The organism is Aggregicoccus sp. 17bor-14, assembly GCF_009659535.1.
Taxonomy (GTDB): domain Bacteria; phylum Myxococcota; class Myxococcia; order Myxococcales; family Myxococcaceae; genus Aggregicoccus.
In genome coordinates this window covers 158,449-183,548 of sequence record NZ_VJZZ01000002.1, presented here as the reverse complement: position 1 = coordinate 183,548, position 25,100 = coordinate 158,449, and the positions used below count along the sequence as shown (strand labels likewise).

At 73.8% G+C, this 25,100-nt stretch carries 24 protein-coding genes; 18 read left to right on the top strand and 6 right to left on the bottom strand.

Annotated features, from left to right (window positions below; translation table 11 throughout):
- Positions 1 to 4: 4 nt before the first annotated feature.
- The gene (locus FGE12_RS04670) at positions 5 to 1,174 is read right to left on the bottom strand and encodes a LanC-like protein (protein ID WP_153865048.1); all 1,170 of its coding nucleotides are present in this window, start codon (positions 1,172 to 1,174) and stop codon (positions 5 to 7) included.
- A 5-nt stretch (positions 1,175 to 1,179) separates the two neighbouring features.
- Positions 1,180 to 1,875 (bottom strand): hypothetical protein, encoded by a 696-nt coding sequence (locus tag FGE12_RS04665; RefSeq protein WP_153865047.1) that lies wholly within the window; start codon positions 1,873 to 1,875, stop codon positions 1,180 to 1,182.
- A 100-nt stretch (positions 1,876 to 1,975) separates the two neighbouring features.
- On the opposite strand from FGE12_RS04665, the gene FGE12_RS04660 reads away from it, so the two are divergent.
- Positions 1,976 to 3,058, top strand: a complete 1,083-nt coding sequence (locus FGE12_RS04660) for a V4R domain-containing protein (protein ID WP_153865046.1) — start codon at positions 1,976 to 1,978, stop codon at positions 3,056 to 3,058.
- Positions 3,045 to 3,191 (top strand): hypothetical protein, encoded by a 147-nt coding sequence (locus FGE12_RS04655; RefSeq protein ID WP_153865045.1) that lies wholly within the window; start codon positions 3,045 to 3,047, stop codon positions 3,189 to 3,191. Before FGE12_RS04660 ends, FGE12_RS04655 begins: the two co-directional genes overlap by 14 nt.
- A 202-nt stretch (positions 3,192 to 3,393) precedes the next feature.
- On the opposite strand, the gene FGE12_RS04650 is transcribed toward FGE12_RS04655, so the two are convergent.
- Complete coding sequence (locus tag FGE12_RS04650) at positions 3,394 to 3,534, bottom strand: hypothetical protein (RefSeq protein WP_153865044.1); 141 nt, start codon at positions 3,532 to 3,534, stop codon at positions 3,394 to 3,396.
- Between the two features lie 58 nt (positions 3,535 to 3,592).
- Between FGE12_RS04650 and FGE12_RS04645 the strand changes: the two genes are divergently transcribed.
- The 13 genes from FGE12_RS04645 (at position 3,593) to FGE12_RS04585 (ending at position 18,511) form a co-directional block, all read left to right on the top strand.
- A complete protein-coding gene (locus FGE12_RS04645) occupies positions 3,593 to 3,850 on the top strand; it encodes a type II toxin-antitoxin system Phd/YefM family antitoxin (RefSeq protein ID WP_153865043.1) in 258 nt (85 codons plus the stop codon).
- Positions 3,838 to 4,149 carry a type II toxin-antitoxin system RelE/ParE family toxin gene (locus FGE12_RS04640; RefSeq protein WP_153865042.1) on the top strand — a complete coding sequence of 104 codons (312 nt, stop codon included), beginning with the start codon at positions 3,838 to 3,840 and terminating at the stop codon, positions 4,147 to 4,149. Before FGE12_RS04645 ends, FGE12_RS04640 begins: the two co-directional genes overlap by 13 nt.
- Before the next feature lie 109 nt (positions 4,150 to 4,258).
- Entirely contained in the window at positions 4,259 to 5,455 is a 1,197-nt protein-coding gene (locus tag FGE12_RS04635) for an MFS transporter (RefSeq protein ID WP_370458882.1), read from the top strand.
- Entirely contained in the window at positions 5,449 to 7,182 is a 1,734-nt protein-coding gene (locus tag FGE12_RS04630) for an ABC transporter ATP-binding protein (protein ID WP_153865041.1), read from the top strand. The genes FGE12_RS04635 and FGE12_RS04630 overlap by 7 nt, the downstream gene beginning before the upstream one ends.
- A complete protein-coding gene (locus FGE12_RS04625; RefSeq protein ID WP_153865040.1) occupies positions 7,179 to 9,053 on the top strand; it encodes an ABC transporter ATP-binding protein in 1,875 nt (624 codons plus the stop codon). The genes FGE12_RS04630 and FGE12_RS04625 overlap by 4 nt, the downstream gene beginning before the upstream one ends.
- Before the next feature lie 66 nt (positions 9,054 to 9,119).
- Complete coding sequence (locus FGE12_RS04620; protein ID WP_153865039.1) at positions 9,120 to 9,875, top strand: class I SAM-dependent methyltransferase; 756 nt, start codon at positions 9,120 to 9,122, stop codon at positions 9,873 to 9,875.
- Positions 9,876 to 9,969: 94 nt separating this feature from the next.
- Positions 9,970 to 11,001: an AI-2E family transporter gene (locus FGE12_RS04615; RefSeq protein WP_153865038.1), complete on the top strand. Its 1,032-nt coding sequence runs from the start codon at positions 9,970 to 9,972 to the stop codon at positions 10,999 to 11,001.
- A gap of 179 nt (positions 11,002 to 11,180) precedes the next feature.
- Positions 11,181 to 11,804: a hypothetical protein gene (locus tag FGE12_RS04610; RefSeq protein ID WP_153865037.1), complete on the top strand. Its 624-nt coding sequence runs from the start codon at positions 11,181 to 11,183 to the stop codon at positions 11,802 to 11,804.
- 5 nt (positions 11,805 to 11,809) lie between these two features.
- A complete protein-coding gene (locus FGE12_RS04605; RefSeq protein ID WP_153865036.1) occupies positions 11,810 to 13,201 on the top strand; it encodes a hypothetical protein in 1,392 nt (463 codons plus the stop codon).
- Positions 13,202 to 13,220: 19 nt separating this feature from the next.
- Positions 13,221 to 15,467 carry an 8-amino-7-oxononanoate synthase gene (locus tag FGE12_RS04600; RefSeq protein ID WP_153865035.1) on the top strand — a complete coding sequence of 749 codons (2,247 nt, stop codon included), beginning with the start codon at positions 13,221 to 13,223 and terminating at the stop codon, positions 15,465 to 15,467.
- An 18-nt stretch (positions 15,468 to 15,485) separates the two neighbouring features.
- A complete protein-coding gene (locus FGE12_RS04595; RefSeq protein WP_194797581.1) occupies positions 15,486 to 16,646 on the top strand; it encodes an aminotransferase class I/II-fold pyridoxal phosphate-dependent enzyme in 1,161 nt (386 codons plus the stop codon).
- Positions 16,570 to 17,685: a hypothetical protein gene (locus FGE12_RS04590; protein ID WP_153865034.1), complete on the top strand. Its 1,116-nt coding sequence runs from the start codon at positions 16,570 to 16,572 to the stop codon at positions 17,683 to 17,685. Before FGE12_RS04595 ends, FGE12_RS04590 begins: the two co-directional genes overlap by 77 nt.
- Before the next feature lies 1 nt (position 17,686).
- Positions 17,687 to 18,511 (top strand): amidohydrolase family protein, encoded by an 825-nt coding sequence (locus tag FGE12_RS04585; RefSeq protein WP_153865033.1) that lies wholly within the window; start codon positions 17,687 to 17,689, stop codon positions 18,509 to 18,511.
- 4 nt (positions 18,512 to 18,515) lie between these two features.
- Here FGE12_RS04585 and FGE12_RS04580 read toward each other — a convergent pair whose 3' ends face one another.
- Positions 18,516 to 19,910, bottom strand: coding sequence for a sigma 54-interacting transcriptional regulator (locus FGE12_RS04580; RefSeq protein WP_153865032.1), 1,395 nt, complete (start codon positions 19,908 to 19,910; stop codon positions 18,516 to 18,518).
- A gap of 122 nt (positions 19,911 to 20,032) precedes the next feature.
- On the opposite strand from FGE12_RS04580, the gene FGE12_RS04575 reads away from it, so the two are divergent.
- The 3 genes from FGE12_RS04575 to glpK all read left to right on the top strand — a co-directional run bounded on the left by FGE12_RS04575 (position 20,033) and on the right by glpK (position 22,526).
- Complete coding sequence (locus FGE12_RS04575; RefSeq protein WP_153865031.1) at positions 20,033 to 20,611, top strand: GNAT family N-acetyltransferase; 579 nt, start codon at positions 20,033 to 20,035, stop codon at positions 20,609 to 20,611.
- A gap of 115 nt (positions 20,612 to 20,726) precedes the next feature.
- The gene (locus FGE12_RS04570; RefSeq protein WP_153865030.1) at positions 20,727 to 20,960 is read left to right on the top strand and encodes a hypothetical protein; all 234 of its coding nucleotides are present in this window, start codon (positions 20,727 to 20,729) and stop codon (positions 20,958 to 20,960) included.
- Between the two features lie 81 nt (positions 20,961 to 21,041).
- Positions 21,042 to 22,526, top strand: a complete 1,485-nt coding sequence (gene glpK / locus FGE12_RS04565; RefSeq protein WP_153865029.1) for a glycerol kinase GlpK — start codon at positions 21,042 to 21,044, stop codon at positions 22,524 to 22,526.
- A 568-nt stretch (positions 22,527 to 23,094) separates the two neighbouring features.
- Here the strand turns inward: glpK and FGE12_RS04560 are convergent.
- Both FGE12_RS04560 and FGE12_RS04555 read right to left on the bottom strand, forming a co-directional pair.
- Complete coding sequence (locus FGE12_RS04560; protein WP_153865028.1) at positions 23,095 to 23,712, bottom strand: hypothetical protein; 618 nt, start codon at positions 23,710 to 23,712, stop codon at positions 23,095 to 23,097.
- A gap of 89 nt (positions 23,713 to 23,801) precedes the next feature.
- On the bottom strand, positions 23,802 to 25,088 hold the full coding sequence (locus tag FGE12_RS04555) for a hypothetical protein (RefSeq protein ID WP_153865027.1): 1,287 nt from the start codon (positions 25,086 to 25,088) through the stop codon (positions 23,802 to 23,804).
- Positions 25,089 to 25,100: the final 12 nt, after the last annotated feature.

Here is a 25,100-nt window from a genome sequence, read left to right as displayed (position 1 = left end):
CGACTCAGAAGCGCTCCCAGCCGTCCCAGCAGGCCGAGCCCTCGAGGCAGGCGCACAGGTAGACCCCGAGCCCCACGTCGCCCGTCCAGAGCGAGTACCAGCCCTGGCCGAACTCCGCCGCGATGCGCGCCTGCTGAGCGAGCGCGTGCAGGGCGAAGGCGCGCGCCCGCTCGAGCCAGACCGCCTCGCCCGTGCGCTCCCACAGCGCGAGGAAGGCGAAGCCGTTGCCCGCGGTGCCGTGGCAGAGGCCGTGGCCCTTCTGGAGCGGACCCGCGTGCCAGACCAGCCCGGCACCGCGGACGAGGAGCGCGTCGAGCTCGGGGCTGAGTCCGGGCGGCACGGCGCTCAGCGCCACCACGATGCCGGGCGCGCCGTGGCACCAGTGCAGCAGCCCCGCCTCGCGGCCGGGCAGCGGGGGCCAGTTGACGCCCTCGGGTCCGTCCACCGCCATCCCGCGCGCGAAGGCCACGGTGCGCGCGAGGAGCTCGGCGCGGTCGAGCAGGCCGGGCCACGTGCGCGCCGCGAGCCAGAGCGCGTGCAGGTTGCCCGCCTGTCCGTGCGCCGCACCGAGGTAGTGCACGCGGCTGCCGTACAGGTCCTGCTCCCAGAAGGGCACGCCATCGACCTCGTGCGTCCACGCGTCCCAGAGCAGGCGCGCCTGGCGCTGGGCGGCGTCCGCGAAGCGCGGGTCTCCGGTCTGCGCGGCCATCCAGCGCGCGGCGAGGAGCGTGCCGGGCAGGCCCCACAACAGCTCGTGCTCCCGGGCGCCGTCGTTGGCGCGCACGGCCTCGAGGACGCGCTCGGCGGACGCGTCGGTGCGCAGCTCCCGGAAGGCCGCGAGCTCCCGCCCCGTGCGACCGATGAGCAGGCCCGGGTGCTGCTCTCCCGGCGGGGCGTTGTGCTGCAGGTGCTCGGCGATGGCCGGGAGCGGAAGGCGCGGCGTGCGGCCGAGCGCGTCGTACATCCTGCGCAGGCCGGTGAGGATGCCTGCGGTCCCGAGGTACTGGCTCGCCGAGCGCTCCCCATCGTCGCGCGGGTGGGCGGGCCATCCTTCGTCCACGCCGCGCCACGCGGCCTCCACGTCGTCGACGAGCGCGGCCAGGGCGTCGCGCACCTGCTCGGGGGACCACGCGGCGCCCGCGAGGGGCTCGTGACGCTCGGGGAGCCAGTTCATCGGGGTCAGCAGCCCACGGACTCGAAGCGCGCCACCTCGTGGACGAGCTCGTCGGCTCCCGCCTTCGACGAGAGCAACAGGACGGGCCGCGAGACGTTGTAGTGGTCGCTCGTCTCGAAGAGGAGGTCGAGGCGCCCGTCGCGGTCGAGGTCGCCGGCGAACAGGATGCGCGGGTTGGCGTCGTCGCCGAGCTGCATGCCCCCCTCCTGCGGCACGTACCCGCCCATGCGGACGAGGCGCTGGCTGCGCCCGCCCTGCTCCAGTCGGATCTCGCAATCGAGTTGCGCCTGACCCTCCCGCACTCCGGCCGGCACGCAGGTCGTGCGGATCCGGTACGCGCGCTCTCCCAGCTGCAGGTCGTCGTGTGGCATCCGGCTCTCGCTCGAGGCCACCTTCGCGCGCGGGACGGCGCCCTCGGACAGGCCGGGGACCCGCAGGAACATCAGGGCATCGCCCACGGGTGAGCTCACCTCGCGGCCGCTCTTCTCGCCCTCGGCATCGAGCATCTCGTCGTGCACCGCCCGCACGCTCAGGCGCGCAGGCAGCAGCGCCGCCTCCTTCTCACCGACCCGCAGGGCCAGCCACGTCTCGCCGTCGCGCGCACGGGGCTCCTTGTCGTGAAAGCTCCCCGGGGGCTGCAGCGCCGGGGTGACGCCGGCTGCCGCGAGCACCGCCGCCAGGCTCCATGCGAGTGGGATCATCCCTCGCACGATACACCGGCCCGAGCGGCCGCCTGGAGGAGAGATCCAACCCCGGGTGTCATCCGTACAGGGGCCGTCCCGCCCCCTTCCGGAAGGCCCCATGCTGCCCCTGCTCCCGCTGACCGAGTTGCCCGAGCCCGAGCTCGCTGCCCCCGTGGACCTGCTCGCGCTCGGGGAGCGCACGGACGCGGAACTGGACCTGCTGCCCTACGGCATCGTGGGTCTCTCGCTGGACGGCACCATCGAGCAGTACAACCTGGCGGAGAGCCGGCTCGCGCGCCTGGACCGCAACCAGGTGCTCGGCAGGAGCTTCTTCCACGAGGTGGCGCCCTGCACCGCCACGGCGCAGTTCGAGGGGTGCTTCCGCGAGTTCACGCGCCCCGGCGCCACCGCGCGCACGGTGAGCTTCGACTACATCTTCGATTTCAAGTTCGGCGCGCAGCAGGTGTCGGTGGAGATGGTGCGTGCGGCCAACGGCCGGCGCGTGCACCTGGTCATCAACCGCACCCGCTTCCTCGCCCCGCGCCCGCAGGTGCCGCTGGAGATAAAGGCCCCGCTGCAGCTGGAGCTCGCACCCGCGGAGCCCCGCCAGGGCGTCCTACGAGACCGGGCCGCGCGCCGCGCGGTGTACACGCCCCCGCTCTTCTTCGCGTCCCTGATGGGCACCTGGGAGCGCATGGCGCCGCAGGCCTGGGGGCCATTCTGCGGCGAGTGGGGACTGCGCTGGGGGCGGCTCGCCGTGGTGGACCTGGAGATGGAGACGCTGGAGGCACACCTCAAGGGCCTGCGCGAGCTGCCCATCCAGCAGGCCGTGGAGCTCATCGCCGGCTCGTTGCAGCGCCAGGGCTGGGGTCGGCTGGGGGTGGACTTCAGCGCGAGCCGCACGACCGGCGCCATCGTGCTCACCCTGGAGCGCAACGCGCTGGCCGAGAGTGTGGGCGCCGCGGCAAGCCCGCGCTGCCACCTCTTCAGCGGCTACTTCCGCGCCCTCTTCAACCACCTCGCGCAGAAGCTGCTGGTGGTGCGCGAGCTGCGCTGCAGCGCGCAGGGGCGTGGGCCCTGCACCTTCCTGGTGCTGAGCCAGGCGCGCAAGGCGGAGCTGGAGGCCGCGGTGACCGGTGCGGACGGCAACCTGGCGCGCGCGCTGAGCGCCCTGGAGGGAGCCGCCCGTGCCCGCCCCTGAGCCCGTGGTGTGCGGCCTCAGCGCGGCCGAGGCCCAGCTGCCCGTCTCGGACTTCTTCGCCCAGTTCCCCTTCGAGCCCCCGCCCCCCGGGCAGGACACGCTCAGCGCGGCCGAGTTCCTCTCCTTCCTCTAGGCGGGTGCGCCCGGCGCGCTCAGCTCCCGAAGGCGACCAGGCTGTACGCCCACAGGTTGCCGACGCCGTGGAGGATCCATCCCGGGACGATGGAGCGTCCCGCGTGCCGCGCGTTGAGCCACGCGGCCACCATCGCCATCGCCGGCGGAGGATGACGGCGAGCGCGGCGAGGACGGGACCCATCGGAGGTGCCTCCCGCGCTTCAGCCCTCCTGCCAGCTCACGTCGAAGGTGCAGTCCTGTACGGTCGGCAGGCGACCGAGCGCGCGGAGCACGCCCTCGACGGCCTGGGTGAAGACGACCGGGGTCTCGGCAGCGGCCGGGGAGGGCTCTGAGGAGGGCATGGGCGCGCATCCTACCCAGCCTTGCAGCTCCCATGGAGTGACACTAGAGTATCACTCCATGCGCACCGAGCTCGTCACCACCCTGAAGCGTCGGGCCACCGAGCTGCTGTCGGAGCTGGAGCAGGACAAGGAGCCCATCCTCATCACGCAGCACGGGCTTCCCAGCGCCTATCTGGTGGACGTGGAGAGCTACGAGCGGATGCAGCAGCGCATGGCGGTGCTCGAGGGCATTGCCCGCGGCGAGCAGGCAGTCGCCGAAGGGCGGGTGGCGACCCATGCTCAGGCCAAGGCGCGCCTCTCCCGATGGCTGAAATAGTCTGGTCGGAGCCGGCGCTGAGCGACCTGGACGCCATCGCCGACTACATCGCGCTGGAGAACCCGGTGGCCGCCTCGGAGCTCGTCCAGCGCGTGCTCCATCACGTCGAGCAGCTGGCAGCGCATCCGGAGAGCGGAAGCCGGCCTCCAGAGCTCCCGCGCTCCCGCTACCGGCAGCTGGTGGAGCCGCCCTGCCGCGTCTTCTATCGTTACGACGGGCAGCGGGTCTTCGTGCTGCACGTCATGCGCTCGGAGCGCCTGCTCCGCAAGAAGCAGCTTGCCTCGCGCGACCCGCGCTGAGCCCATCCGGGTAGGTCCGGCAGGGCGCAGGTGGGGGAACCCGGCACCCTCACTCCAGGACGCAGTGGCGCTGGCTTCCCGGGGGCGGCTCCCTTATGGGAAGCCCCCCGTGGCTGATCTCTTCGTCAACGACGCACCCGTCTCCCGCACCGTCGCCCGCGCGCCCCACGCGAGCCTCACCCTCTTCGCCCTCGCGATGGGGGGCTTTGCCATCGGCACCACCGAGTTCGCCGCGATGAGCATCCTGCCCGCCTTCGCGCGAGGGCTCGGCGTGGACGAGCCCACCGCGGGCCACGTCATCAGCGCCTACGCGCTGGGCGTGGTCATCGGCGCGCCGGTGCTCGCGGTGCTCGGCGCGCGCCTCTCGCGCCGGCTGCTGCTGGTGCTGCTCATGGCCCTCTTCGCCGTGGGCAACGGCCTGAGCGCGCTCGCGCCCACCTACGGCTGGATGCTCGCCTTCCGCTTCCTCAGCGGCGTGCCGCACGGGGCCTACTTCGGCGTGGCCTCGCTCGTGGCGGCCTCGGTGGCCCCGCGCGAGCGCCGCAGCCAGGCGGTGTCGCGCGTGCTGCTGGGGCTCACCATCGCCACGGTCATCGGCGTGCCCTTCGCCAACACGGTGAGCCTGCTGCTCGGCTGGCGCTGGACCTTCGGCATCGTGGCCGCGCTCGCGCTGCTCACCATGGCGCTCGTCCTCGGGCTCGCCCCGCGCGACCCACCCCACCCGGACGCGAGCCCTCTGCGCGAGCTGGGCGCGCTCAAGCGCCGCCAGGTGTGGCTCACCCTGGGCATCGGCGCGGTGGGCTTCGGCGGGATGTTCGCGGTGTACGCCTACCTTGCCTCCACGCTGCTCGCCGTCACCGGCGTGCGCGCCACCGTCATCCCCTTCGTGCTCGCGGTGTTCGGCGCGGGGCTCACCGCGGGCAACGTGTTCGGCGGCTGGGCAGCGGACCGCTTCGGGATGCGCGCGGCCGGAGGCCTGCTGCTGTGGAGCGCCGCCACGCTCGCGCTCTACCCCTTTGCCACCGGGCACCTCGTCACCATCACCCTGGCGGGCTTCCTCGTGGCCTGTGGCGGCGGCTTGAGCTCGGTGCTGCAGACGCGGCTGATGGACGTGGCGGGGGACGCGCAGACGCTCGCGGCCGCGCTCAACCACAGCGCCTTCAACGCGGCGAACGCGCTGGGCCCCTGGCTCGGAGGCGCGGCGGTGGCGGCCGGCTGGGGCTGGCGCTCCACCGGCTGGGTGGGCTGCGCGCTCGCGCTCGGAGGCTTCGCCGTGTGGCTCGTCGCCCAGAGGGACCGATGCTGACCCAGCTGCTGCGCACCTACCTGCGCCCCTACCGCGGGCTGCTGCTCGCCGTCGCCGCGCTGCAGACGGTGCAGGTGATGACGTCGCTGTACCTGCCGCGGCTCAACGCGGACCTCATCGACCGGGGCATCGCCACCGGGGACACCGGCTACATCTGGCGCATCGGCGCGGCGATGCTCGCGGTGACGCTGGTGCAGGTGGCCTTCGCGGTCGGCGCGACGTACCTCTCGGCGCGCACGGCGATGGGCTTCGGGCGGGACGTGCGCGGGGCGCTCTTCCACCGCGTGACGGGCTACAGCGCGCGCGAGGTGGCGCAGCTGGGCGCGCCCTCGCTCATCACGCGCATCACGAACGACGTGCAGCAGGTGCAGCTGCTGGTGGTGATGAGCAGCGCGATGCTGGTGCCCGCGCCCATCACCGTGGTGGGCGGCCTGGTGATGGCGCTGCAGCAGGACGGGCCGCTCTCGCTCATCCTCGCGGTGAGCATCCCGGTGCTCGCGGGCTCCATCGGCCTGGTGACGGCGCGCATGGTGCCGCTGTACCAGCAGCTGCAGGTCCGCATCGACCGGGTGAACCAGGTGCTGCGCGAGCAGCTCACCGGGCTGCGCGTGGTGCGCGCCTTCGTGCGCGAGCCGCACGAGATGGCGCGCTTCGGCAGCGCGAACGACGCCGTCATGGACACGGCGCTGCGGGCCGGGCGCCTCATGGCCTTCCTCTTTCCCATCGTCATCCTGGTGCTCAACGCCTCCAGCGTGGCGGCGCTGTGGTTCGGCGCCCTCCGGCTGGGCGCGGGCCAGATGCAGGTGGGCGCGCTCATCGCGTTCCTCAGCTACCTGGTGCAGATCCTCATCTCGGTGATGATGGCCACCTTCGTCACGCTGTTCCTGCCCCGCGCCCGGGTGTGCGCGGTGCGCATCCAGGAGGTGCTGGACACGCGCTCCTCCGTGGTCACCGCGCCGAATCCCGTCACCGAGCTGCCGCGCCGCGGGCTGCTGGAGCTGCAGGGCGTGGGCTTCCGCTACCCGGGCGCCGAGGCGCCGGTGCTCGCGGGCGTGAGCCTCACCGCGCACGCAGGCCAGGTGACGGCGATCATCGGCAGCACGGGCGCGGGCAAGAGCACGCTCATCAACCTGGTGCCGCGCCTCTTCGACGCCACCGAGGGCAGCGTGCGGGTGGACGGGGTGGACGTGCGCGCGCTGGAGCCCGAGCTGCTCTGGAGCCGCATCGGGCTGGTGCCGCAGCGGCCCTTCCTCTTCTCGGGCACGGTGGCGAGCAACCTGCGCTACGCGGACCCGCAGGCGACGGACGAGGCGCTGTGGCGCGCGCTCGAGGTGGCCCAGGCGGCGGACTTCGTGCGCCAGCTGCCCGGCGGGCTCGAGGCGCCCATCACCCAGGGCGGCACCAACGTGTCCGGCGGCCAGCGCCAGCGGCTCGCCATCGCGCGGGCGCTGGTGCGCAGGCCCAGCATCTACCTCTTCGACGATGCGTTCAGCGCGCTGGACACCGCGACGGACGCGCGCCTGCGCGCGGCGCTGCGGCCGGTGACGGCGGAGGCCACGGTGCTCATCGTCGCGCAGCGCGTCTCCAGCATCGCGCACGCGGACCAGATCCTGGTGCTGGAGGACGGCCGGCCCGTGGGGCTGGGCACGCACCGCGAGCTGCTCGAGACCTGCGCCACCTACCGCGAGATCGCCGAGTCGCAGCGCACCGCAGAGGAGGCCGCATGAGGCCCGCACCCGCCGCAACTCCGGGCCCCGTCGCCAAGCCGCCCCCGGGAGAGAACCGCGGCTTCGGCCGCCCGATGCTGGGCGTGCCCACGGAGAAGTCGAAGAACTTCAAGGGTGCGCTGCGCCGCGTGCTGGTGCGCCTGCGCCCGGAGCGCCGGGGCGTGCTCGCCGTCATCGTGCTCACGGTGGTGAGCGTGGCGCTCTCCGCCGTGGGGCCGCGCATCCTCGGCCACGCCACGGACCTGGTGCTGAGCGGCCTGCGCGCGGGCGGCATCGACACGCCCGCGCTGCGCCGGGTGCTGCTGGGCGCGATGGCGCTGTACGTGGCGTCCGCGGGCGCGGCCTATCTCCAGTCCTGGCTGCTCGCGGGCATCGTGCAGCGCACGGTGGCCGGCTTGCGCGCGGACGTGGAGGCGAAGCTGCACCGGCTCCCCCTGCGCTATGTCGACCGGCAGCCGCGCGGCGACCTGCTCAGCCGGGTGACCAACGACATCGACAACGTGGCGCAGAGCCTGCAGCAGTCCATCGGGCAGCTGCTCAACTCCTCGCTCACGGTGCTGGCCGTGGTGTCGATGATGTTCGTCGTCTCGCCCGTGCTCGCGCTGGTGACGCTGGTGACCGTGCCGCTCTCCATGGTGGTGATGCGCTTCATCGCGGCGCGCTCCAAGCCGCGCTTCGTGGCGCAGTGGAAGCACACCGGCGCGCTCAACGCGCTGGTGGAGGAGGCCTTCACGGGCCACGCGCTGGTGAAGGTGTTCGGCCGCAGCAAGGACGTGGAGGAGCGCTTCCGCGAGGAGAACCAGCAGCTGTTCCTCGCGAGCTTCGGCGCGCAGTTCATCTCCGGCGCCATCCAGCCGGCGATGATGTTCCTGGGCAACCTGAACTACGTGGCCATCGCGGTGGTGGGCGGGCTGCGGGTGGCCTCGGGCACGATGACCCTGGGCGAGGTGCAGGCCTTCATCCAGTACTCGCGGCAGTTCACCCAGCCGCTCGCCCAGCTCGCCGCCATGGCCAACGTGCTGCAGTCCGGCATGGCCTCGGCCGAGCGCGTCTTCGAGCTGCTGGACGCGGAGGAGGAGCGCGCGGATGTGCCCGAGTCCACCGGACCGGCGGCGACCCCGCGCCGCGGCCGCATCGAGCTGCGCGACGTGTCCTTCTCCTACGACCCCGCCCACCCGCTCCTCCAGCAGCTCTCGCTGGTGGCGGAGCCCGGGCACACCATCGCCATCGTGGGGCCCACGGGCGCGGGCAAGACCACGCTGGTGAATCTCTTGATGCGCTTCTACGAGCTGGACGGGGGCGCCATCCTGCTGGACGGCCAGGACATCTCGCGGATGACGCGGCGCGAGCTGCGCTCGAGCATGGGCATGGTGCTGCAGGACACGTGGCTCTTTCGCGGCACCATCCGGGAGAACCTCGCGTTCGGGAACCTGGAGGCCACCGAGGAGCAGATATTGGCGGCCGCGCGCGCGGCGTACGTGGACCGCTTCGTGCACTCGCTGCCGCAGGGCTACGACACGGTCATCGACGACGAGGGCGGCACGGTGAGCGCCGGCGAGAAGCAGCTGCTCACCATCGCGCGCGCCTTCCTCGCGAACCCCAGCATCCTCATCCTCGACGAGGCGACGAGCTCGGTGGACACGCGCACCGAGGTGCTCATCCAGCAGGCGATGGCGGCGCTGCGCCAGCAGCGCACCAGCTTCGTCATCGCGCACCGGCTCTCCACCATCCGCGACGCGGACACCATCCTGGTGATGGAGGCGGGGCGCATCGTGGAGCAGGGCAGCCACGCCGAGCTGCTCGCGGCCGGCGGCGCCTACGCGGCGCTCTACAACGCCCAGTTTGCGGCACCGGTCGCCGAGGTGGCCTAAGGGGCAGGTGCGGGCCGCGGGGGCGCTGCTAGCGTCCGGGGCTCCTCTTCCGAAGGAGCGCCCGCCATGAGATGGACCGCCGCCGTCGCCACCCTCCTGCTCGCCGCCTCCGCCTGGGCGGCGCCCCCACCGGCCATCGCCAAGGCCGCCAAGGACCCGGCGCGCGCCGAGGACGCGAAGAACGACGCGCGCCGCAAGGGGCCCGAGCTGCTCGCCTTCTCCGGGGTGAAGCCGGGGGACACCGTGCTCGAGCTCATCCCGGGCGGCGGCTACTTCACCCGCCTCTTCAGCAAGGTGGTGGGCCCGAAGGGGAAGGTCTACGCCGTGTGGCCGAGCGAGTACGACAAGGAGTCGCACCCGGACTCGGACAAGATGCGCGCGCTCGCGAAGGAGCCGGGCTTCGGCAACCTCGAGGTCATCGTGCAGCCGGCCGCCCAGCTCGCCGTGCCCACGCCGGTGGACGTGGTGTTCACCTCGCAGAACTACCACGACTACCCGGACCCCTTCATGGGCCCCACCGACCCCGCGGTGCTGAACAAGGCGGTGTTCGCGGCGCTCAAGCCCGGCGGCCTCTACATCGTCATCGACCACGTGGCCGAGGCGGGCTCGGGCGTGCGCGACACGGACACGCTGCACCGCATCGACCCGGCGCTGGTGAAGAAGCAGGTGCTCGCGGCGGGCTTCGAGTTCGTGGGCGAGAGCCCGCTGCTGAAGAATCCGGCGGATGACCACAAGGTGAAGGTGTTCGACCCCTCGGTGCGCGGCAAGACGGACCAGTTCACCTTCAAGTTCCGCAAGCCGAAGCAGAAGAAGTCGCACTGAGCGTGCTGCCGGGAGGGCGGGCCTGCCTCCCGGCTGACACCTGCCGGGGCGCGGCGGTTGCGCCCCGGGCCAGGGCACCCCAGCGTGCCCGCCCATGGAGTCTCCAGCGCCTCGTCCGAACCGTGCCATCGCGTGGGTCTCGCTGCTCTTCGCAGCCCTGACGCTGCTGCTGGTGCGCCCCATCCTGCTCCCGCTGGTGCTGGGGGCCTGGTTCGCGCACCTCGTGCGGCCCCTGCGCGACCGGCTGCCCTTCAAGCGCAACGTCAGCGCGGGGCTGCTCACGCTGCTGCTGGTGCTGGGCGTGGCGCTGCCCATCGGCACGCTGTACAAGTTCCTCGGGGACGGGGCGATGGGGCTCGCCACCGCCCTCTCCTCGAGCGAGGGCCCCAAGGCGGCGCTCGTCTCGCTGGTGGAGCCCGGGAAGCAGAAGCCCAGCGCCGGCAAGGTGGAGCAGCTGGTGAAGGACCACGCCGAGGACGCGCAGGGCGTGGCGAAGCTGGGCGCGCTCTTCGCGCTGGGCACCGTGCTGTTCTTCTTCTTCCTCGGGCTCTCGGCCTTCGGGCTGCTCGCGCGCGGAGAGGAGCTCTACCGCTGGGCGCGCGCGCACCAGCCGCTGCGCGGGGAGCACTTCGACCGGCTCGCGGCCGCGTTCCAGGAGACGGGCCGGGGGCTGCTCGCCTACGTGGCGCTCACCTGCCTCACCCAGGGCGTGCTGTGCAGCGTCACCTTCCTCGCGCTCGGCGTGCCACGGCCGGGGACCCTGGGCTTCATCTGCGCCGTGTTCGCGGTGCTGCCGGTGGTGGGCAGCCCGCTCGTGTGGATTCCGGTCGCGCTCGGCCTCTTCCTCGTCGGGGCGACGACCCGGGCGCTCATCCTGCTCGCGGTGGGCGGCGGCGTCATCGCGGTGGTGGAGAACCTCATCGGCCCGCTCTTCGCGCGGCTCGGCCGGCTGCGGCTCGACTCCGGGCTGCTCATCCTCGGGATGTTCGGCGGGGCGCTGGGGCTGGGCCCCGCGGGTCTGTTCCTCGGGCCGCTGGTGCTGCGCCTCGGCAAGGAGGCGCTGGAGTGCTGGCGGGAGGTGCACGCGGTCGAGCCGCTCAGCGTCCAGGGGGCGAGGGGACGCTGACGAAGCCCGCTTCGCGGGGGCGCGGTGGGCGCGGGCCCGGCCGCGAAGCGCGCTTCGGCCGCTGAGGGCGCTGCGCGCCGTGCTCCCGAGTGAGCGCGCGCGTGGCATCGCCGATGCACTGGGCAGGGGTGACCTAGACGGCCGGGACCGGCCGCGAACCCCAGCACAGGAGCAGGGCCATGCACGACCTGGATCGGACCTACCGGCAGATGGAGGGCGAGTCTTTCGAGTTCGAGTTCAACGCCGAGGGCGAGTGGGGCGAGGTCTTCCAGGAGAACGAGCTGAACGAGCTCGCCACCGAGCTGCTCGAGGTGCAGAACGACCAGGAGCTGGAGCAGTTCCTCGGCAGCCTCATCAAGAAGGTGGGCGGCGCGGTGGGCAAGGTGGTGCGCTCGCCCATCGGGCAGGCGCTGGGCGGCGTGCTCAAGTCGGTGGCGAAGACGGCGCTGCCCATGGCGGGCGCGGCGCTGGGCAACCTGGTGGTGCCGGGCATCGGCGGCGTGGTGGGCGGCAAGCTGGCCGGCATGGCGGGCAGCGCGCTGGGGCTGGAGCTCGAGGGCCTGAGCGCCGAGGACCGTGAGTTCGAGGTAGCGAAGCAGGTGGTGCGCCTCTCCGCGGACGCGGCGCGCACGGCCCTGACGCAGGGCGGGCTCAACCCGCAGGCCGCGGCACAGAACGCCGTCGCCCAGGCGCTGCAGCGCTTCGCGCCCGGACTCACGGCGCAGTCGAGCGCGCACCACGGCACCCACAACACCGGGCGCTGGGTGCGCAAGGGCAACCGGGTCGTCCTCTACGGGCTGTAGCCGCCATGCGCGCCGGCTCCTTCGCCTCGTGGGTGCTCTCGCAGGAGGCCCGCGCGATGCTCACGCGGCTCGAGCGCATCAAGTCCTTCGCCATGTCGGAGACCATGGTGCCCGCCGCGGCGCTCACCGTGGAGGCGCAGGCCGCCATCGAGGGCTGCCTGCAGCGCGGCCGGCGCGAGCTGAACGCGCAGCTGCAGCGCTTCCTCGCGTGGGTGGAGGGGCCGGACGGGCAGTGGGCGCCCCCGGCCGCGATGCAGCGGCGCTTCACCTTCCTGCGCCTGCGCTTCAACGTGGTGCTCGGCCACTTCGACATCTTCAGCGAGGCGATGAGCCAGCGCAGCGAGGCGGACAACGGCGTGTGGCTCGCCGGGCTGGACGTGGTGGCGAAGGACGCGCTGGAGCTGCCCGGCTACTGCACGGCGCCCCCGGTGCTCTGCTACCTCGCGCGCGGCCCCGGGGCGGCCATCCGCCGGGCGCGCACGCGGCTGCCGGGCGGCGGGGAGAACCCGGTGGCGCTCATCCGCGTGCCGCGCGAGCGGATGATCGGCAGCGGCATCGCCTCCTCGCTCATCCACGAGGTGGGCCACCAGGGCGCGGCGCTGCTGGACCTGGTGCCCTCGCTGCGCCAGGCCTTCGCGGGGATGCGCGCACGAGGCGAGGACGAGCAGCGGGCGCTGCAGCTGTGGGAGCGGTGGATCAGCGAGGTGGTGGCGGACTACTGGTCGGTGGCGCGGGTGGGCATGGCGGCCACCTTCGGGCTGCTCGGGGTGGTGAGCCTGCCGCGCCCCTTCGTGTTCCGCCCCAACGCGGACGACCCGCACCCCATGCCCTGGGTGCGCGTGAAGGCGAGCTGCGCGATGGGGGACGCGCTCTACCCGCATCCGCAGTGGGCGGAGCTCGCGAAGCTGTGGGAGCAGCTCTATCCGCTCGAGGGGCTGGACCCGGAGCGCCGGAGCCTCATCGCGGCGCTGGAGGCGAGCGTGCCGCGCGTGGTGCAGCTGCTGGTGGAGCACCGGCCCGAGGCCCTGCGCGGGCGCACGCTCGCGCAGGTGATGGACACGGGGGCACGGCAGCCCGCCCGGCTCGCCGAGCTGCTGGACGCCTACCGCGCCCAGCGCCTCTCCATCCGCCGCGCGCCACCCGCCCTGGCCTTCGCCGTCATCGGCCAGGGGCGCTGCGCGGGGCGCCTCACGCCCGAGGAGGAGGGAGACGCGCTCGCCGACCTGCTCCGCTACTGGGCGCTGCGCGGCACGCTGGATGCCTCGCAGATCTGCGCCGCGCACCGCAGCGCCCCGCGGCCCGCGCCGCTGCCGACTGCCCCAGCCGCAGCGGCCGCGCTGCAGCTGAGCGCGATGGCCCGCAGCTTCATCGGCTCGCGGCAATACCCGACGAACTAGAGGACAGAGGAGAACGCACATGCCTGGCGCCACGATCACCGTCACACCCCAGACCATCACCGAGGGAGGCAGAGTCAAGCTGCAGGCGTCGCCGGCCGTGCCGGACTCCACGGTGAAGCAGAGCATCTACGCGTGGAGCGTGGAGCGCGGCCAGGTGGAGCCGCTGCAGTCTACCAGCGACCGCGCCGAGTGGGACACCACCGGGCTCACCCCCGGCGGCTACATCGTGCGCGTCTCGCTCCTGCAGTTCGACGCGCAGGCGAAGCTGCTGCACAGCTACACCGGCGAGGAGGTCGCCGTCGTGGAGGCGCGCCCGGGCGTCTCGCCCGCGCCGGCCGCGACCTCCAGCGCGTCGCTCTCCGCGTCCGCAGGTGCGGGCGGCAGTGCACCCACGGGAAGCCCCGCAGCCGCCGCGTCACCGTCCACGGGCGCACCGGCAGCTGGGCCTGCACCGGGTGCGAGCGCTGCGCCGGGCGCGGGCGCTTCACCGGCCGCGTCCGCGGCTCCGGGTACGAGCAGCGCACCGGGTGGGGCCGCATCGCCCGGCGCGAGCACCTCGCCGGGAAGCTTCAGCTCGCCCACGGCGAGCGCCTCGCCGGGCGCGGCCGCTGCGCCGGTCGCGACGGTGGCGCCCGCAGGACCGACGGCGTTCCCGCCGGGCTTCAGCGGCGCGTCCGCACCGCTGCGCAGCTACGCCGCTCCGGAGACGGGCACCCCCCTGCCGGGGGCGATGGTGGCGCCCGGAGCGGGCGGCGCGACGCTCGCGAGCCACGATGGCTTCGGCGAGACGCTGCTGCGCGGCGGACCGCTGCCCGTGGCGCTGCGGCGCACCAGCCACGCGGCCACGACGGACGAGATCCTCTGGATGATCATCCGCCGCAGCACCGATGCGCTCTCCTTCGGCAACTACGTCAACTTCATCGACGAGGTGCTGTGCCGCGAGGGCTCGCACACGGACACGCACGCGGTGCACCCGCACGGCGTGCGTGACGCGGTGAAGGCGGTGAAGCACTCGCGCATGCGCCTGCCCTTCCCCGGCGTGGACGCGTACCGGCGCCTCAAGTCGGCCACCGAGGCCTTCATGATGGTGAACTGCGGCGTGATGGTGGACCTCGAGGAGCTGATGGAGGACATCGACCTCCAGGAGGAGGAGGCGCGGCTCGAGCTGCCGCTGGGCGGCGCGAAGGACCCGCTGAAGTTCCTCGGCAACATGTGGAGCAAGTACCTGGAGGACGTGAACGGCACGCCGGACGCGGCGCTGCCCTACCTGGCCATCTGCCGCGAGAAGCTGCCGGACGTGCCGCTCACCTCCGCGCACCACCACGAGGGGCGCCGCATCGACTGCGTGGGCATCATCCGCGAGAAGCTCGCCCTGCCCTGCTTCCTCGAGCTCATCTGGAACTACTGGCACGAGGAGGGAATGCTGGCGCAGACGCTCAACTACATCAGCCAGCGCTTCCAGAACGTGGGCGCGGAGGACGGCAACGGGCTGCTCAACATGGAGATCGACCCGCTGCGCCCCCTGAACAACCTGCTGTGGGGCTACATCCAGGACGAGCAGAACCGCCTCAGCGTGGCGCGGCGCGCCTCGGAGTACGCGCACCAGTACGGCTTCCCGCTGCACGGGCGCGCGGTGGCGGGCCAGCGCGCCGCGGAGCGCCGCTCGAAGTTCCTCGAGTCCTTCCACACGCTGCTGCACCGCTGCGTGCAGTTCTTCCGGCAGGACGACGACACCACGGTGGTGGCGGACGGCTTCCCGGTGCTCAACGCCATCAAGGAGACGCACTACCTGCTGGCGCAGGGCGCGCACAACCAGTTCGGGGACCTGCCCTCCACGGCGCGCCAGGAGATGCTCGTGCAGCAGTGGCTGCTGTCGCGCCCGGAGATGCGCGAGTTCTTCGGCGGGAGGGTGATGGTGCCCTACCCCGAGGCGTGGATGGACCGCGTGGACGCGATGAAGAGCCTGCAGGGCTGGACGGACGTGAGCGTGGTGCACTTCCACGACCTCGCGGTGTTCGGCGAGCAGCTGCTGCTCTCGGTGCGCTACGGCGGCTGGAGCCTCGCGAGCAACCCGAACCAGGCGGCGAACTGGGCGCGCTACTGGAGGGCGGAGATCCAGGGCTACATCCACGCGTACCGCGCGGCCACGGGCGTGGACCTCACGGCGGAGGTCACCGACGCGCGCCACCTCTCGGAGCGCTACGTGCCGCCCTCGGTGCACCTGCGCAACCGGCTCGCGCTGCAGGCGCAGACGCGGCGTCACTGAGGCGGGGGGCGGGCGGCCGTGCTCGACTTCACCAGCGCGCTCTACCTGGGCCTGCACCACGAGAGCCGGGCCCTCGCTCCCTGGGAGTGCCTGAGCTCGGGGAGGCCCGCGGCGCTGGGCGAGCCCGAGGAGAGCGCCGAGGTGGCGCGCGCGCTCGCGCGGCTGGCGGGGGCTCCGCGCGCGCTGCTCTCCCCCTCCACGCTGCACCTGTTCTTCGACGTGTTCGGAGCGCTCGCCCCAGGGGCCGGGGTGCTGCTGTGGGACGAGGGCAGCTACCCCGTGGCGCGCTGGGCCCTGGAGCGCGCGGCGGCACGCGGGGTGCCCGCGCGCGGCTTCGCGCACCACCGGCCCGAGGCGCTGCAGCGGCAGCTCCAGCAGGCCGCGGGTGGGCGCGCGCTGGTGCTCGTGGACGGCTTCTGCGCGGGCTGCGGGAGGGCCGCTCCGCTCGCGCGCTACCTCGAGCTGCTGCGCCCCTGCGGCGGGCTGCTCGTGCTGGACGACACGCAGGCGCTCGGGGTGTGGGGGACGCCCCGCGCGGGCAGCGCCTACGGCGCGGGGGGCGGAGGCTCGCTGCGCCGCGCGGGGGTGGGCGGGCCGCAGGTGCTGTGGTGCGCCTCGCTCGCCAAGGCCTTCGGGGTGCCGCTCGCCGTGGCGGCCGGGAGCGAGGCCTGCCTCGCGCAAATGGAGGAGCGGGGGGAGACGCGGGTGCACTGCAGCCCGCCCTCGCTCGCGGTGCTGCGGGCCGCGCAGCGTGCGCTCGCCCTCAACGCAGCGCGGGGGGAGGCCCTGCGCGCGCGGCTCGCGCGGCGCGTGCGGGAGCTGCGCGCGCGGCTCGCCGAGGCGGGGCTGCGGGCCTCGGGCGGGCTCTTCCCCGTGCAGCGGCTGGCGCTGCCGGACGCGGTGGACCCGGCCGCGCTCGAGGGGCGGCTGCGGCGGCGCGGGGTGCGCGCGGTGCTGCAGCGCGGGCGCTGCGGGCCGCGCCGCTCGGTGAGCCTGCTGCTCACCGCGCGCCACACCCGCAGCGAGCTGGAGGCGGGCGCCGCCGCGCTCGCCGAGGCGCTGGACGGCGCACAGGGCACACGGAAGCAAGCGGAGGTACGCGATGGCGAAATGGTACCAGCACGACGGAGAGCTGCAGGGAGCGCTGCAGCAGGCATTCGAGGGTGGGCTGCCCGGTGAGCGGGGCGGTGAGCTCGAGGAGGAGATGCGCGGAGGCCGCCGTGGCTCGTTCCGCGCGGGGGGTGGGCGCAGGGGACGGCCCGCTCCGCGCAGCCCGCGAGCGGCGCCGCGCCCCGCGTCCCACGGCGGCAGGCGCGTGCCGCGCTGGGCCTGGCTCCTGGCGCGCCGGCCCTGGCTCGTGAGCGGTGCGCCCGTCGCCTGGCCCGCCTTCTCGCCGCCGCCTGCCGCGGCCGAGCCCGCCCCGGAGCCTGCGGAGCCCACCGAGCCCACCGAGCCCACCGAGCCCACCGAGCCGCCGGCCGACGCCGCTGCGGACGCCGGCGCACCGGACGGCGCCGACGCCGCTGCCGCGGACGGAGCCGCGCAGCCCGCCGGCGAGCCCGCGGCGGATGCCGCGTCCGAGCCCGAGCTCGGCTTCGAGCGCGAGACCCCCGCCCGGCGCAGCGGCCAGCTCGGCCTCACCTGGCGCGCGGCGCCCTTCGCACTCACGGACTTCGCGCTCAAGCGGCCCCTCGCGGGGCTGCCGCACGGGAGCGGGCTGTACCTCGTGGTGCACTCCGCCACGCCCGGGGCCCCTCCCGCCTACGTGGGCGAGGCGGACGACCTCGAGCGGCGCTGGTGGAAGCGGCTGCAGGGTGTCTACCAGGTGGGCCTGCTGGACGTGGGGCCGCTGCTGCGCCCGCTCACGCTGTGGTTCGGAGCGCTGAAGGGCGGAGACGTGGCGCGCAAGACGGCGGAGCACGCCGTCAACCGGGTGCTGCTCATCAGCGGGCTGGGCCGCAGCCTGCGCAACCGCTCCTCCATCCTCGCGTTCGAGACGAGCGGCGTGCTGAGCATCCAGAACCTGCTGCCCCCGGCCCTCGCCGCGAAGGTGCTGCCCAGCGCGCGCCGCCGCCTCGCGGCCCTCAAGCGCGCAGGCCCTGCGAAGACGGCGGCGAAGCGGCGCGAGCTGGAGGCCGTGCAGCACCTCATCCAGGCCTACGACGGGCAGCACCTGCAGCTCACCGCCGGCATGCGCTTCGAGCTGCAGCAGCCCTGACATGGTCATCGACTGCCACTGCCACGCAGGTCAGGGAGACGGGCTCACCGGCCCCTGGGACACGGGCGCGCCGCTCGAGGCCTACCTGCGCCGCGCGCAGGCCGCGGGCATCGCGCGCACCGTGCTCTTCTCCGCCTTCCACTCCGACTACCCCGCGGCGAACCGCGGGGTGGCGCGCCGGGTGGCCGCGCAGCCCGGGCGCTTCCTCGGCTTCGCGTGCGTGAACGCCGCCCGCGAGCGCGGGCAGGTGCTCGCGCACGTGCGCGAGGCCGTGCAGGAGCTGGGGCTGTGCGGCCTCAAGGTGCACCGCCACGACGCGCGCATCACCCGCGAGGTGTGCGAGGCGGCGCGCGCCTTCTCCCTCCCCGTGCTCTACGACGTGATGGGCGAGGTCTCCCAGGTGGAGCTGCTCGCCACCGAGTACCCCGAGGTCGCCTTCATCATCCCCCACCTGGGCAGCTTCGCGGACGACTGGGGGGCGCAGCGCGGGATGCTGGACGTGCTCGCGCGCCACGAGCAGGTGTACGTGGACACCTCGGGGGTGCGGCGCTTCGACCTGCTCGAGGAGGCGGTGCAGCGGGCGGGGGCCCACAAGGTCCTGTTCGGCTCGGATGGGCCGTGGCTGCACCCCGGGGTGGAGCTGGCCAAGGTGCGGCTGCTGGGCCTGAGCGCGGAGGACGAGCGGCAGGTGCTGGGCGGGAACCTGCTGCGGCTGCTGGCGCGGGTGAGGCGCAGCCCGCGGGGAAGGCCTCCCCGGGTGAGCGCGGCGGCGCCGGAGGACGAGGTGAGGGATCCGTGGAGGGCGGCAGGGATGGGCAGCTGCTAGGGGCTCAGTTGCCGTGCTGGGCGCGGCGCAGCTGCAGGGCGCGGTCCGTCACTCCGAGCCTTCGCGCGGCGCGCTGCAGGTTGCCCTCCTCCTCGCCCAACGCGAGCTGGATGGCCGTGTCCGCCGCGATTCGGCCGATCTCCTTGAGCCCCACGCCGAGCCCGAGCGCGCGACGGATGGAGGCGCGAAACGCCTCCTGCCAGGGCTCACCGGCCACGCCTCCAGGGCTCACGACCGCGTCCACCGTGATGCGCTGCGCAGCCGGCAGCTCCTCCGGAGGCATGTCTCCCACGCTCAGGGGCCCCTCTCCCACGTGGCGCTTGCACAGCCGCAGCACCAGCTGGCGCAGCTCGCGCACGTTGCCCGGGTAGCTGCGGCGCAGCAGGTACTCGCGCACCGGGGCGCCCAGCTGCAGGGGCGGGCGGCCGGGACGCGCCGCGCCGATGAAGTGGCGCGCGAGCGGCAGGATGTCCTCGGGGCGCTCGCGCAGCGGCGGCAGGCGGCACACCCATGCGGCGAGCCGGTGGTAGAGGTCGCGGCGGAAGGCCCCGCGCGCCACCTCCCCCTCCAGGTCGCGGTTCGTCGCGCACACGAGCCGGAAGTCCGCGTGCTGCCAGACGTTGCTGCCCACGCGCTTGAAGGTGTGCTCCTGCACCGCGCGCAGCAGCTGCGCCTGCAGCGGGGCCGGCAGCTCGCCCACCTCGTCGAGGAACAGCGTGCCGCCGTCCGCCAGCGCGAAGGCGCCGTCGCGCGCGGTGACGGCGCCGGTGAAGGCGCCGCGCTCGTGCCCGAAGAACTCGCTGCCGCTGAGCTCCGGCATCACCGTCCCGCAGTCCAGGGTGACGAGCTCCCGCTTGTCGGGCCGCGCATCCAGCGCGTGGATGAGCCGCGCCACCTCCTCCTTGCCGGTGCCGCTCTCCCCCAGCAGCAGCACCGAGGCGTCCGTGAAGGCGGCCACCTCCACCACCTGCTGCAGCACCGGGAGCCACGCGGGCGAGGTGCCCACCAGGTGCTCGCGCACGCAGGCCGAGTCGAGCAGCGCCCCCACCGCCCGCCAGCGCTCGAGCCGCACGGCGATCTCCTCCACCGGGTGCTCGAGCTGTTCCCACGCGAGCACGTCCGAGGCCCCGCCGCGCAGGAGCAGCCAGTACGCCTCGCAGCCCGGGGCCTGCCCGGGCAGCAGCACCACCAGCACGCGCGCCCCGGGCCGCTGCCGCAGCTCGCGCAGGGCCTGCAGCGTGGCGGGGCCGGCGTCCGGCGCGAGCAGCACGCCGGGCCCCTGCGCCGCGGCCTCCGCGAGCGGCGCCGCGGGGAGCCCCGCACGCTGCAGCGCCGCGGCGAGGTGCACACCGTGGCCCCGCGACGCCTCGTCCAGCGTCTGCACCCAGCACTCGCTCATCGGTGCGCGTCCGCCCTTCCCCCTCCCCTCCTCGACGCTCCGGGGCGCAAGGTAACGCCGCGGCGCCCGCGGCGACGTTGCCCCCCGGGACCAGACCCCCGCGTGCAGGCATACTCGCGCCCATGCCCCCGCCCTTCGCGCCCCTGCGCACCCCTCGCCTGCTCATCCGCGGCGTGCGCCGCGCGGACGCGACCGCGCACTTCGCCTACGCGAGCGACCCGGAGGTGACGCGCTGGGTGTCCTGGGGGCCCTTCACCGAGCCCGCGCAGAGCGAGGCCTGGGCGGAGGAGGCCGAGCGGGGCGCGGCGGCGGGGCTCTTACGACCGCTGGGCATCACCCTCGCGGACAGTCCGGATGCGCCCCTCATCGGCCACCTCGGGCTCTTCTGGTGGGGCAAGGAGACGCACGTGCTCGAGCTCGGCTTCGCGCTGGGCCGCGCCCACTGGGGCCAGGGCTACGCGACCGAGGCCGCGGGGGCGCTGGCCGGGTGGGCGCTGCGCGAGCGCGCGGGGGGCCTGCTCCGGCTGGAGGCCCGCTGCGCCGTGGCGAACGCCGGCAGCGCGCGGGTGCTCGAGCGGCTGGGCTTCGTGCGCGAGGGCACGCTGCGCGGGCGGGGCCTCAAGGCGGGCAGGCTCGTGGACCAGCACGTGTACGGCCTGCTCGCCTCGGACCCGGCGGCGCGCACGCTCGCAGAGGGCTGAAGGCCGCCTGCCCTGCGGTCGTGCGGCGCGCATGCGTGGGGTGAGCGGGAAGGCTGCCCGGGTCCCGGGTGAATCCGCAGCTTTGCTCCCTCCCCTCACCAAAAGGAGCAACACCATGGGTCTCTTGAGCTCACTGCTGGGTGGCAACTCTCGCCGTCGCGGCTACGGCGGCGGCTTCGGCTCGCGGCGCGGCAGCTACGCGCGCCTCGGGCGCGGCCGCGCCCAGAGCAGCGGCTTCCTCTCGAGCCCGCTGGGGCGCATGGCCCTGGGCGGCCTCGCGGCGTACGGCGCCCGCCGCTTCATGGCGAGCCGCCGCCAGCAGACCCCGGGCGGTCCGTCGCCCTACTAGCACCTGCGCCGCAGCGACCCGGCGACCGGCCCCTCGGCTGGACTAGGGTGGTCCTCCCCCTCACCGGAGGACCCCCGCACCATGGCGAAGGCGAGATACGTGCTGGCGCTCGACCAGGGCACCACGGGCACCCACGTCACCATCCTGGACGGGCGGCTGCGCGTGGTGGGCCGCGCCTACCGCGAGTTCACCCAGTACTTCCCGAAGCCCGGCTGGGTGGAGCACGACCTGGAGGAGATCTGGCGCTCGAGCGAGCTGTGCATCGCGCGCGCGCTGCGTGACGCCGGGCTCAAGGGCACGGCCATCTCCGCCATCGGCATCACCAACCAGCGCGAGACGGCCGGCCTGTGGATGCGCGAGAGCGGGCGCCCGCTGGGCCGCGCCATCGTGTGGCAGGACCGGCGCACCAGCGAGCTGTGCGCGGAGCTGAAGCGCAAGGGCGAGGAGCCGCGGGTGCGCGAGACCACCGGCCTGGTGCTCGACCCCTACTTCAGCGGTACCAAGCTCACCTGGATGTTCCGCCACCTCAAGGGCGCCCTGAAGCGCGCGGAGAGCGGCGACGCCGTGTTCGGCACGGTGGACACCTGGCTCGTCTACAAGCTCACCGGCGGCCGCGCGCACGTGACGGACGTGAGCAACGCGAGCCGCACGCTCTTGATGGACCTGCGGCGGCTGCAGTGGGACGACGGGATGCGCGTGCTGCTGGGCGTGCCCGCCGCGTGCCTGCCGCAGATCCGCTCCAACGCGGAGGTGTACGGCCTCACCCGGGGCCTGCGCTCGCTGCCGGACGGCATCCCGGTGGCCGGCATGGCGGGAGACCAGCAGGCGGCGCTCTTCGGCCAGGCCTGCTTCGCGCCCGGCGAGAGCAAGTGCACCTACGGCACCGGCGCCTTCCTGCTGATGAACACCGGCGAGGACGCGGTGCGCTCCACCGCGGGGCTGCTCACCACGGTGGCGTGGCGGCTGGGGGACAAGACCACGTACGCGCTGGAGGGCAGCTCCTTCATCGCGGGCGCCGCGGTGCAGTGGCTGCGCGACGGGCTCAAGGTCATCAAACGCGCGCCGGACATCGAGCGGCTCGCCGGGCAGGTGAAGGACTCGGGAGACGTGGTGTTCGTGCCGGCGCTCGCGGGGCTGGGCGCGCCGCACTGGCGCCCCGAGGCGCGCGGCCTCATCGCGGGGCTGGACCGGGGCACCACCATCGCGCACGTGGCGCGCGCGGTGCTCGAGGGCGTGGCGCTGCAGATCCACGACCTGGCGGCGGCGATGCGCAAGGACAGCGGCCGCGACATCCCCGTGTTCAAGGCGGACGGCGGTGCGGCGGCCAATGACTTGATGATGCAGTTCCAGGCGGACCTGCTCGGCGTGCCGGTGGTGCGGCCGAAGAACCTGGAGACCACCAGCCTCGGCGCGGCCTTCCTCGGCGGGCTCGGCGCGGGCGTGTGGGAGGGCACCGAGGCCATCCGCGGCGTGTGGAAGGCGGACCGCACCTTCCGCCCGAAGATGAAGCCCGCGGCGCGCGAGGCCCACCTGGCCAAGTGGAGGCGGGCGGTGGAGCGGGCCTGAGCGTCGGAGTGGGCTCGGCACACTGCTGGCTTGGAGGAAGCCGGAGCGAACGTTCCCGTTGCCTCGGCGCCGAGCGCGGGCGGGCGTTGCCCTGCGCCTCGCTCGGGGGATGCGCGGGGGGTGTCGGGCGAGGCGCTGTGCGCTGCTAACTACAAACCTCGGGAGTTTTCAGAAGTCCCGAGCTTTGGCTCCGCACCGGACTGCGACCGGAAGGGGTCGGCTCACCGGGGCGGAAGACTCCGTCCCGGCGCCCATCGCGCCTCCCCTCCGAGCCCGACGGGCCGTGGACGAAGCGTTCCGTCCAGCCCCCCAGAGCCCCCGGCAGAGGCCTGGAATGAAGCTTCATTCCAGGACCCCGCTGCTTCCGAGGGCACGCCAAGGGCTGAAAATTGTTCCGGAAAACCCCCGACATCTCAGAACAGGAGCGCGCGCCTTCGCGCCCGGAGGGGGGCCTCGCCTGCGTCACCCCGGAGCGCCTCGCAGGCCGACGCCCTCACGCGCTCGGCGCAGGCGAGGCACCGCCGTCCCGCCCGTCTTCCTTCCGAGCCTTGCGTGATGCGCGCGCGCCTCAGGGCTCGAGCACGAAGGACCGCTCCTTCACCACGCTCACGTCGACCGCGATGGAATCGGCGCCGCGGAGGAGCCCGGTGCTCGCGGTGACCCGCACGACGGTGGGCCCCTGCGCGCTGAAGAACTGGAAGGTCTGCGAGCACGCACCGTCTGGCGCCGGCGCGCCGTAGCGGCTGCCGGCCGTCTCGAGCTCGATGGCGTACCGCTCGGCGCTCTCCGACGGCGACCACCGCAAGCGCAGCGGCTCGATGCTCGACAGGCGCGTGCCCTCCGCCGGTGCGGTGATGTCGAAGGCGCCGGGGACCCGCAGCTCACAAAAGGTGCACCGGCTGCGGGCACGCACCGCGAGGCGAACCGTACCGCCGGGCACGAGCAGCGTGCTCGCGTCTTCGCACAGCGTGTAGCGCGCACTCGCGGGCTCGAAGGGGATGATGCGGCGGTCGAGCGAGAGCTCCAGCTCGCCGGGAGGCGCCCCGTCGCCGAGCGAGGCACTCAGCTCGACCGTGAGGCGCCCGGCCTTCAGCGTCACGTGGCCTCGCACACACAGCTCGGGCCAGGGCGGGAGCAGCGAGGCCCGGGGACGGAGGGGCTCACGGGCCAGCAAGGGGTTCGGCATGGGTCTTCCTTCTGGAGCTCGGAGCGCCCACCGTGGGCGCTCGCTCAGGAAGACCGCCCGGGTGCCCTTTCGTGGGAACCCGGGCGCTGTCACGGGTCCAGCACGAAGGACTGCTCCTTCACCACGCTCACGTCGATCAGGAAGGACTCGAAGACCGCCCCCGACACCACGCCTCCCCTGGCGGCGACGCGAACGCGGGCATCACCCTCGCCGAGCAGCCCGTCGTAGGTCTTCGACAGCGCGCCCTCGTCCGCGGGGCCGCTGTTGAAGACGTTGGGCGTCTCGAGCTCCACGGAGTAGCCCGTCGCGCCCGCCGCCTGCGTCCACTGCACCGCCAGCGGCTGGGTGCTGGAGGCGTGCGCGCCCTCGCCGGGCGCCGTGATGTCGAAGGCGCCGGGCACCTGCAGGTCGCGGAAGGTGCTCTGGCCGCGCGCGCTCACCTCGAGGCGAATCTTCTGCCCCAGGGTGAGCAGCGTGCTCGCGTCCTCGCTCAGCACGTAGTGGCCGCTCGTGGCGTCGAAGGGGAGCTCCCGGCCGCCCAGCTTCAGGGTCGCGTCGTGCAGCTCCTCGAAGCCCGTGCCGTTGTCGATGGAGGCCCGCAGGTCCACGTCGAGGTGGCCGCCGTTCAGCTTCACGTCGCCCGACACGTTGAGGTCCGAGAGAGGCGGCTGCTCCTCACCGTTCCCACCGAGGCCGCACACGGGGATGAACAGGTACGTGACCCAGCCCGCCTCGCACACCAGCGCGTCGTACAGGTCCCCGCCCGGGGTGAGGGTGAGGGAGAGCTTCGTGGACGCCGGCAGCACCGCGGGCTCGCCGCTCTCGTCCGCAGCGCCGATGCTGAAGCCCGCGGGCACGCCCTGCTGCGCCGTGTCCGTGTAGAGGACCATGTACGGGCGGCCGGGCTCGTACGTGGAGGCGCCCACGATGCGGTCCTGCGGCGCGCCGTTGCGCGGGATGCGGTCCAGCTTGCCGTTGCCGTTGAGGTCCTCGTACGCGATGACCAGCCCGATGGCGCCCCGGCCCGGCAGGCCCTGTCCCCACGCGCCCATCGCCTCGGGGGGCGGCGGCTGGAACACGTCCAGCCGGTAGGTGAGCGGGAAGCTGCCCTCGATGGCCGCGTCCTCGGCCACCATCGCGAAGGCGTCCGGGACCTCGGCGCCATCCCCGCTCTCGATGACCGACGTGGGGAACCACACCATCGCCACGTGCAGCGGGCCCTGCGCGTGGTAGCCCGGCGCGGTGCGCATCTCCCCCGTGACGGTGAGCAGCGACTCGCCGCGGTAGCCGGGGTCCACCACCGGGTCGCCACAGCCCGCGAGCGCGAAGAGCAAGGACAGCAGGAACAGCGAGAACAGGTGCAGGTGCTTCGTCATGACTTTTCCCCC

Coding starts and splice junctions, on each gene's coding strand:
- FGE12_RS04630 (WP_153865041.1), top strand. CDS start 5,449: ATGCTGACCCAGCTGCTGCGCACCTACCTGCGCCCCTACCGCGGGCTG.
- FGE12_RS04665 (WP_153865047.1), bottom strand. CDS start 1,875: ATGATCCCACTCGCATGGAGCCTGGCGGCGGTGCTCGCGGCAGCCGGC.
- FGE12_RS04645 (WP_153865043.1), top strand. CDS start 3,593: ATGCGCACCGAGCTCGTCACCACCCTGAAGCGTCGGGCCACCGAGCTG.
- FGE12_RS04610 (WP_153865037.1), top strand. CDS start 11,181: ATGCACGACCTGGATCGGACCTACCGGCAGATGGAGGGCGAGTCTTTC.
- FGE12_RS04640 (WP_153865042.1), top strand. CDS start 3,838: ATGGCTGAAATAGTCTGGTCGGAGCCGGCGCTGAGCGACCTGGACGCC.
- FGE12_RS04620 (WP_153865039.1), top strand. CDS start 9,120: ATGAGATGGACCGCCGCCGTCGCCACCCTCCTGCTCGCCGCCTCCGCC.
- FGE12_RS04575 (WP_153865031.1), top strand. CDS start 20,033: ATGCCCCCGCCCTTCGCGCCCCTGCGCACCCCTCGCCTGCTCATCCGC.
- FGE12_RS04590 (WP_153865034.1), top strand. CDS start 16,570: ATGGCGAAATGGTACCAGCACGACGGAGAGCTGCAGGGAGCGCTGCAG.
- FGE12_RS04555 (WP_153865027.1), bottom strand. CDS start 25,088: ATGACGAAGCACCTGCACCTGTTCTCGCTGTTCCTGCTGTCCTTGCTC.
- FGE12_RS04605 (WP_153865036.1), top strand. CDS start 11,810: ATGCGCGCCGGCTCCTTCGCCTCGTGGGTGCTCTCGCAGGAGGCCCGC.
- FGE12_RS04570 (WP_153865030.1), top strand. CDS start 20,727: ATGGGTCTCTTGAGCTCACTGCTGGGTGGCAACTCTCGCCGTCGCGGC.
- FGE12_RS04615 (WP_153865038.1), top strand. CDS start 9,970: ATGGAGTCTCCAGCGCCTCGTCCGAACCGTGCCATCGCGTGGGTCTCG.
- FGE12_RS04650 (WP_153865044.1), bottom strand. CDS start 3,534: ATGCCCTCCTCAGAGCCCTCCCCGGCCGCTGCCGAGACCCCGGTCGTC.
- FGE12_RS04670 (WP_153865048.1), bottom strand. CDS start 1,174: ATGAACTGGCTCCCCGAGCGTCACGAGCCCCTCGCGGGCGCCGCGTGG.
- FGE12_RS04585 (WP_153865033.1), top strand. CDS start 17,687: ATGGTCATCGACTGCCACTGCCACGCAGGTCAGGGAGACGGGCTCACC.
- FGE12_RS04560 (WP_153865028.1), bottom strand. CDS start 23,712: ATGCCGAACCCCTTGCTGGCCCGTGAGCCCCTCCGTCCCCGGGCCTCG.
- FGE12_RS04600 (WP_153865035.1), top strand. CDS start 13,221: ATGCCTGGCGCCACGATCACCGTCACACCCCAGACCATCACCGAGGGA.
- FGE12_RS04625 (WP_153865040.1), top strand. CDS start 7,179: ATGAGGCCCGCACCCGCCGCAACTCCGGGCCCCGTCGCCAAGCCGCCC.
- glpK (WP_153865029.1), top strand. CDS start 21,042: ATGGCGAAGGCGAGATACGTGCTGGCGCTCGACCAGGGCACCACGGGC.
- FGE12_RS04580 (WP_153865032.1), bottom strand. CDS start 19,910: ATGAGCGAGTGCTGGGTGCAGACGCTGGACGAGGCGTCGCGGGGCCAC.
- FGE12_RS04660 (WP_153865046.1), top strand. CDS start 1,976: ATGCTGCCCCTGCTCCCGCTGACCGAGTTGCCCGAGCCCGAGCTCGCT.